Source organism: Longimicrobiaceae bacterium (genome assembly GCA_035936415.1).
In the GTDB taxonomy this organism is placed as follows: Bacteria; Gemmatimonadota; Gemmatimonadetes; order Longimicrobiales; family Longimicrobiaceae; genus JAFAYN01.
In genome coordinates this window covers 1-6,872 of sequence record DASYWD010000534.1, presented here as the reverse complement: position 1 = coordinate 6,872, position 6,872 = coordinate 1, and the positions used below count along the sequence as shown (strand labels likewise).

The window sequence follows — 6,872 nt, the reverse complement described above, 5'->3', positions numbered from 1 at the left end:
CCCCCCCCCCCCCCCCCCCCCCCGCCGCTGGTCAGCGCGAATTGCGTCGCCCGCGGAGCGCCAGCGCCATCAGCGTCCCGGCGACGACCCCCGCGCCGATGGCCGCGGGGTTGGCGATGCGGCGCAGCGGCGACTCCCGGGCGATGCTCCCGGCGATGAAGAGCAGGTTCGCCGGGCGCTCCGCCAGGCGGCGCATCAGGTAGGGATACCAGGAGCTGCCGAAGGGGACGTACACGCGGACGTTGTAGCCCTCCTCGCGGAGCCGGGTCTGCAGGTCGCGGCGGATCCCGTAGAGCATCTGGAACTCGAAGGCGTCCGTGGAGACCCCGTGCTCCCAGGCGAAGCGCCGCGTGGCGTCGATCATCGACTCGTCGTGCGTCGCGATGGCCGGGTAGTACCCGCGCGCGAGGAGCGTCTTCATCTCCTCGACGAACATGCGGTCCACGTCGGGCTTGTCCGGGTACGCCACCGTCTCCGGCTCCTTGTAGGCCCCCTTCACGAGGCGGACCCGCGACCCGAGCGCCACCAGCCGCTCCACGTCGTCCGGGGTGCGGCGCAGGTACGACTGCAGCACCGTCCCCACGTTGCGGAAGCCGTCGGCCCAGAGCGCCTCCACGAGCGCCATCGTCCGCTCCGTGTACTCGGACGATTCCATGTCCAGCCGCACGAAGATCTCGCCCTCGCCGTCGCCCAGCTCCCGCGCGCGCCGCAGCACCCGCTCCACGTTGGTGCGGCAGAACTCCTCGTCCACGTCCAGCCCGAGCTGCGTGGGCTTCAGGGAGATGTTGGCCTCCAGCCCCTCGGCGGCGATGCGCTCCAGGATCCGGATCGCCATGTCGGCCGCTTCTTCCGCCTCCTCGCGCGTGGCCACCGACTCGCCCAGGTAGTCCAGCGACACGGAGAGCCCCGCGCGGTTCAGCTCGCGGGCGGCCTCGATGGCCTTGTCCACCGTGTCCCCGGCGACGAAGCGCTCCGCCATGCGGCGGGAGACCGGAGTGCCGGTGACGACGCGCTGGGCGGTCTGGCTTCCGCTGAGGTAGAGCAGGCTCTGTCTGAGCATCCGGGTGGTTCCGCTTTCTCGCGGTGGATCGCTGGGTGGTGTGGGATCGGGGCGGGCGCGGGGGTCAGCCCGGCTCCCGGGGCGCGGCGTTGGCCCGGATCGTCTCGTCGAGCACCTGCTTCACGCGGGCGAGCGGCCAGGCCTCCAGCGCCTCGCGGGCCCCGGCCTCCGTGCTCCCCTCGGTCAGGTCGCCCGTCTCCAGGTGCCCCATGACCGCCGTGCCGTTGCGCGACCAGCGGACGAACACCAGGTAGGCCGCCCAGGGCCGCTCCGGGTCGTCGGACGCATCGGTCTCCACGGCGGCGGTGTAGGGCTCGCCGTCCGCCCCCTCGAAGGCCGGCGCGCGTCCGTGCACGGCCGGGTACCCCCCGAGCGTGGTGTCGTCCACCCCCTCCGGGGTGGCGGGGTTGAGCCGGTCCTCCGATCCCCTGAAGAACATGGGCGCCAAGGTAACGAACCCGCGTCGCTCCCCACAAGGCCGATCCGGGCGGCGATCGCCGGCCCGCCTGCGCCCGGGTCACCTCGCTCCGGCGCTGCCGGAAGCGGCGTCGGCCGTCCCCGGCGCGGCGCCGTCGTCGAGGGTCCGCGCGCGGCGGGCCTCGAGGGGGGCGAGCGTGCGCTGGCCGTACGCCACGAGGGCGAACGCCGAGGCGTACATGAGCAGCCCGTAGACCGCCGAGGGCACGGCCATCGTGTCCGAGCCGATCACGGTGATGGCCACCAGCATCCCGATGGTGGAGTTCTTCACCCCCAGCTCGATCCCGGCGGTCAGCCGGTCCGCGGCCGACAGGCCCGCCGCGGCGGCGGCCAGCCAGCCCGCGGCGATGCCGCCCAGGTTGAGCAGGATCGCCGCCGGACCCGCCGTGGCGATCAGCTCCCAGAACCGGTCGCGCACCGAATGGACGATGGCGGCGATCAGCAGCACCAGGACCACGCCGCCGAAGAGCGACACCGCCTTCTCCAGCGACGCGGCCCGCTCAGGCGCGCGGCGCCGGACCATCATCCCGATGCCGACGGGGACCAGGATGATCCCGACCAGCAGCGCGACCGTCTGCCCGACCGGCATCCGCACGGCCACCTCCGCGCCGGCCGGCTGCCAGGCGAGGGCGAGGTTGACGTAGAGGGGCAGGGTGGCGATGGCGGCGACGCTCGCCAGCACCGTCAGCACGATGGACAGGGCGACGTTGGCGCGCGCCAGGTAGGCGACCAGGTTCGACGTGCTCCCGCCCGGGCAGGCCGCCACGATGACGAGCCCCACCGCGATTGCCGGCGGCAGGCGGAGCAGCGCCGCGATCGCGAAGCCGAGCGCCGGCATCATCAGCAGCTGCGCCAGGGTCCCGACGATCACCCCCCTGGGCTGCCGCGCCTCGCGGTGGAAGTCCCCGGCGGTGAGCGTCAGGCCGATCCCCATCATGATGACGAACAGCGCGACCGGCAGGCCGATCGAGATCAGCGGACTCTGTTCCATGGCGACCCTGGGGTTCGGGGGCTCGCGGGGCAGCCGCGGGCGGCGGGGGAGATCCCAAGATGCCGTTGCAGCCGGCCGCATCACAAGGCTCTCGATCGCCCGTCTCGACCTTGCGACGCGGCCGCCGGAAGGCCACCTTCGGGGTGCCGCAGCCGGCCGTCCCTGTCCCCCGCAACCCGCCCCGCCGTTTCCATGCGCGCAGCCATCTTCCACGAGAACGGCGGCCCCGAGGTGGTCCGCATCGAGGACGTCCCCGAGCCGCGGCCCGGCCCCGGCGAGGTGCTGGTGCGCGTGCGCGCCGCCGCACTCAACCACCTGGACCTGTGGGTGCGGCGGGGGCTTCCCATCGAGACCACCATGCCCCACGTGGGCGGCTCCGACGTGGCGGGGACCGTGGAGGAGCTGGGCGACGGTGCGGCCGGCGTGCAGGTGGGGGAGCGCGTGGTGGTGAACCCCTCGCTCTCCTGCGGGCGCTGCGAGTGGTGCGTGGCGGGGGAGGTGTCGCTCTGCCCCGAGTACCGCATCCTGGGCGAGCACACCAACGGCGGCTTTACCGAGCGGGTCGCCGTCCCCGCGGCCAACGTGTACCGCATCCCGGACGCGATGTCTTTCGAGGCCGCCGCGGCGCTCCCCATCTCGTACATGACCGCGTGGCGGGCGGTGGTCGGGCGCGCCCGCGTCCGCCCGGGGGAGGACGTCCTGGTGCTCGGCGCCTCGGGCGGGACCGCCGCCGCGGCGGTGCAGATCGCGAAGCTGGCGGGGGCGCGGGTCTTCGCCGTGACCAGCGGCGCCGCCAACGTCGCGCGGGTGCGTGAGCTGGGTGCCGACGTGGTCTACGACCGCGAGGAGGTCGACTTCAGCAGGCAGGTGTTCCAGGACACCGGCCGGCGGGGCGTGGACGTGGTGGTGGAGAACGTGGGCGAGGCCACCTGGAAGGGGAGCGTCCGCGCCCTGGCGAAGGGCGGACGGCTGGTCTGCTACGGCGCGACCACGGGGCCGCGCGGCGACATCGACCTGCGCGTCCTCTTCTGGAAGCAGGTGGAGATCATCGGCACCACCATGGCCTCCCGCCCGGAGTTCGAGGCCATGCTGCGCGCGGCCTTCCGCGGCGACCTGGTCCCCGTGATCGACAGCGTGATGCCGCTCGACCGGGCCCGCGAAGCCCACGAGCGCCTGGAAGCCGGCGGCCAGTTCGGCAAGATCGTCCTCGTCCCGTAGCCCGACTCCCGCACTCCCGCACTCCCGCACTCCCGCACTCTTCCCCGAACGAGCAGCGGCGCCGACCTGGCGAGGCCGGCGCCGCTATCCGTCTCCGCCCGGTCCGTTCAACCCTCGTCTTCGAGGCGCTTGACGGTGGCCGCGCGGGGGCCCTTGGGGTCGTCCACGATCTCGAACTCCACCCGGTCTCCGCGCTTCAGCGACTTGAACCCTTCCATCTCGATGGAGGAGTGATGCACGAATACATCCTTTCCCCCGTCGTCCGGACGAATGAAGCCGAAGCCCTTGTCGTCCTTGAAGAACTCCACGATGCCAGTCTGTCGAGCCATGGTGCCTCCGCTGTGACGGAACCGGACGGATGCCGCGGCGTCGCCCCGTCCAACGGCGCCCCGGTCTGCTTCCGTGCGGGATCATAGCAAAGACCGTTCCGCACCTCCCACCCCCTCCCGGGGACCGGCGAATTCACCTGTTTACGGCAGGCCTGGCAGCGCCTGTCAGTTCCAGCACGGCCACTTCCGGCCGGCAGAGGAACCGCACCGGCAGGTGCACGGTGCCCACCCCGCGCGAGGTGTACACCTGGGTCCAGGGGCGCCGCCGCAGCCCTTCTTCGTAGAGGTCCTCGCGCTCCGCGGGGTTCTTCAGCGCGCCGACCCAGGGGAGCCGCACCTGGCCTCCGTGGGTGTGGCCGCTGAGCACCAGGTCCACCTGGTCGCAGACGCGGCGCGCCCGCTCCGCCTGGTCCGGGTCGTGGGCCAGGAGCAGGGTGAAGTCGCGCTCCTCCGGCGGTGGGAGCACGTCCATCCGGGGCGAGCCCAGGGAGTAGTCGTCCACCCCCGCCACGCAGAAGCGCGCCCCGCCCACCTCGCGCACCATCGCCCGGTTGGTGAGGTCCACGATGCGCGGGTGCGCCCGCACCTGCCGGTGCCACACGTCGATCCCCACGACGTGGTCATGGTTCCCGGGGACGGCGTACACCCCCAGCGGCGCGTCCAGGCACGCCATGGCCTCCAGCACCGCCCCGAAGTCCCCGGAGCGGTCCGCCGCGAAGTCGCCGGTGAGCGCCACCAGGTCCGGCCGCTCCGCCATGGCCGCCCGGCACGCCCGCCGGATCAGCGAGAGCGGCGTCCCCTCCCCCGCGTGCATGTCCGTTAGCAGCGCGATCCGCAGCCCCTCCAGCGCGGGGTGCAGCCCCCGCACGTGGATCCGCGGCCGCGTCACCTCCAGCCAGCGCGGCTCCACGAGAAAGGCGTACGCCCCCAGCGCCCCGGCCCCGAGCGCCGCCGCGGAAAGGATCTTGCGAGCGGAAGAATTCGTCTGCATCCCGCGGCCGAGTGCAAACGCCAGACCATGGCCCGCGCTTGCCAGCCCCCCGAGCCCGCTCCATCTTGACGCGCGCGAAAGCCGCGTGAGGGATGCGAGCCCGAAGGGGCGAGACCCCGCGGCTGTTTGCGGGGGCTCGCCGCCGTTGAGCACGGTCGTATCGTGCTCTACGGCGCCGCAGCCCGACCCCCGCCCCGCGGGGGGCACGCCCAGATCCCGATCTTCTTCAAAGCGCCCTGACAACCAGGAACCAGAGGCAACCAAAATGGCTGAAACACTCACCGCGCCCGGCGACGACCGCGCGCTGCTCGACCAGTCCTCCGCCCGCGCCCTGCTGGACGAGGTGCGCGACGCCGTCCGCGTCTCCGGCGGCGGGGTCGAGGTGGTGAGCGAGGAGGCGCTGCGGGGCGCCGGGATCGAGCGCCTGGCGCACGCCGCCGTCTTCGGCGACGACGCCGACGTGCGCGACGCCGCCCGCTGGATCATCGGCGAGGCCGGCGACCGGGTGGGGATCCGCCCCGCCTCCATCCACGAGCTGTACCTGGCCCGCGGCCGGGGCGAGGTGTCCGGCTTCACCGTCCCCGCCATCAACGTCCGCGCCGCCACGTTCGACACCGGGCGCGCCCTGTTCGCCGCCGCGCGCGAGCTGCAGGTGGGCGCGCTCATCTGCGAGATCGCCCGCTCCGAGATCGGCTACACCGACCAGCGCCCCACCGAGTACGTGGCGGTGCTCACCGCCGCGGCCATCCGCGAGGGGTGGAGCGGCCCCCTGTTCGTGCAGGGCGACCACTTCCAGCTCAACGCCAAGAAGTTCCGCGCCGACGCCGAAGCGGAGACCCGCGCCGTCAAGGACCTGATCCGCGAGGCGCTGCACGCCGGCTTCTACAACATCGACATCGACACCTCCACCCTAGTGGAGCTGGAGAAGGCCACGCTGGAGGAGCAGCAGGCGCTGAACTCCCGCCTCTCCGCCGAGCTGACGGCGTACGTCCGGCACTACGAGCCGGAGGGGGTCACCGTCTCCATCGGCGGCGAGATCGGCGAGGTGGGCACCGAGAACTCCACCCCCGAGGAGCTGCGCGCCTACATGGACGGCTACGGGCGCGAGCTGGAGCGCCTGGCCGCGAAGGAGGGCGTGGAGCTGGCCGGGCTCTCCAAGATCTCCGTGCAGTCGGGGACGAGCCACGGCGGCACCGTGCTCCCCGACGGCTCCATCGCCGACGTCGCCATCGACTTCGAGACGCTGCGCACCCTGTCGGTCATCGCGCGCGAGGAGTACGGGCTCTCCGGGGCGGTGCAGCACGGCGCCTCCACGCTCCCGGACGAGGCGTTCGGCAGGTTTCCGGAGGTGGAGACGGCCGAGATCCACCTGGCCACCGGCTTCCAGAACACGCTCTACGAGCACCCGGCGCTCCCCTCCGGGCTGCGCGAGCGGATGTACGAGCACTGCCGCGTCAGCTTCCCCGACGAGCGGAAGCCGGGCGACACCGAGGAGCAGTTCATCTACAAGGCGCGCAAGAAGGCCCTGGGCGCCTTCAAGCGCGACCTGTGGGAGCTCCCCGAAGAGAACCGGGCCGAGATCCGCGGCGCGCTCCGCGAGCAGTTCGCCTTCCTCTTCCGGCAGCTCCGCGTGGACGGGACCATGGAGATGGTCCGCAAGCACGTGACCGCTCCGCCGCTCCGCCGCAGCGGCCCGAGCGCCCTGCGCATGAAGGCCGCCGCGGACGACTGGGACCTTTCCGACTGAGCCCGGCGGGCGCGCACGCGCCCGCCGCGGGGAGTCTTCCGGCCCGGGGGCCCCCCCGC

The 6,872-nt window shown here is 73.0% G+C and carries 7 protein-coding genes; 2 read left to right on the top strand and 5 right to left on the bottom strand.

The annotated features are described in order from the left end of the window. Positions 1-31 precede the first annotated feature (31 nt). From VGR37_21585 to VGR37_21575, 3 genes are all read right to left on the bottom strand, one after another. Positions 32-1,060: a proline dehydrogenase family protein gene (locus tag VGR37_21585; protein HEV2150004.1), complete on the bottom strand. Its 1,029-nt coding sequence runs from the start codon at positions 1,058-1,060 to the stop codon at positions 32-34. Positions 1,061-1,124: 64 nt separating this feature from the next. Beyond that, positions 1,125-1,499, bottom strand: coding sequence for a hypothetical protein (locus VGR37_21580; GenBank protein HEV2150003.1), 375 nt, complete (start codon positions 1,497-1,499; stop codon positions 1,125-1,127). Between the two features lie 78 nt (positions 1,500-1,577). Then, positions 1,578-2,528, bottom strand: a complete 951-nt coding sequence (locus VGR37_21575; protein ID HEV2150002.1) for a bile acid:sodium symporter family protein — start codon at positions 2,526-2,528, stop codon at positions 1,578-1,580. A gap of 192 nt (positions 2,529-2,720) precedes the next feature. Between VGR37_21575 and VGR37_21570 the strand changes: the two genes are divergently transcribed. Next, positions 2,721-3,746, top strand: a complete 1,026-nt coding sequence (locus tag VGR37_21570; protein HEV2150001.1) for a zinc-binding dehydrogenase — start codon at positions 2,721-2,723, stop codon at positions 3,744-3,746. Positions 3,747-3,853: 107 nt separating this feature from the next. On the opposite strand, the gene VGR37_21565 is transcribed toward VGR37_21570, so the two are convergent. Then, positions 3,854-4,075: a cold-shock protein gene (locus tag VGR37_21565; protein ID HEV2150000.1), complete on the bottom strand. Its 222-nt coding sequence runs from the start codon at positions 4,073-4,075 to the stop codon at positions 3,854-3,856. Between the two features lie 133 nt (positions 4,076-4,208). Continuing rightward, on the bottom strand, positions 4,209-5,066 hold the full coding sequence (locus VGR37_21560) for a metallophosphoesterase (protein ID HEV2149999.1): 858 nt from the start codon (positions 5,064-5,066) through the stop codon (positions 4,209-4,211). A 265-nt stretch (positions 5,067-5,331) separates the two neighbouring features. Here VGR37_21560 and VGR37_21555 point away from each other — a divergent pair, with 265 nt between their 5' ends. Beyond that, complete coding sequence (locus tag VGR37_21555; protein HEV2149998.1) at positions 5,332-6,813, top strand: class II fructose-bisphosphate aldolase; 1,482 nt, start codon at positions 5,332-5,334, stop codon at positions 6,811-6,813. Positions 6,814-6,872: the final 59 nt, after the last annotated feature.

What these genes read in the sequence shown, in the direction of transcription:
- VGR37_21585 (HEV2150004.1), bottom strand. Translation starts at nt 1,060, where the DNA reads ATGCTCAGACAGAGCCTGCTCTACCTCAGCGGAAGCCAGACCGCCCAG.
- VGR37_21580 (HEV2150003.1), bottom strand. Translation starts at nt 1,499, where the DNA reads ATGTTCTTCAGGGGATCGGAGGACCGGCTCAACCCCGCCACCCCGGAG.
- VGR37_21575 (HEV2150002.1), bottom strand. Translation starts at nt 2,528, where the DNA reads ATGGAACAGAGTCCGCTGATCTCGATCGGCCTGCCGGTCGCGCTGTTC.
- VGR37_21570 (HEV2150001.1), top strand. Translation starts at nt 2,721, where the DNA reads ATGCGCGCAGCCATCTTCCACGAGAACGGCGGCCCCGAGGTGGTCCGC.
- VGR37_21565 (HEV2150000.1), bottom strand. Translation starts at nt 4,075, where the DNA reads ATGGCTCGACAGACTGGCATCGTGGAGTTCTTCAAGGACGACAAGGGC.
- VGR37_21560 (HEV2149999.1), bottom strand. Translation starts at nt 5,066, where the DNA reads ATGCAGACGAATTCTTCCGCTCGCAAGATCCTTTCCGCGGCGGCGCTC.
- VGR37_21555 (HEV2149998.1), top strand. Translation starts at nt 5,332, where the DNA reads ATGGCTGAAACACTCACCGCGCCCGGCGACGACCGCGCGCTGCTCGAC.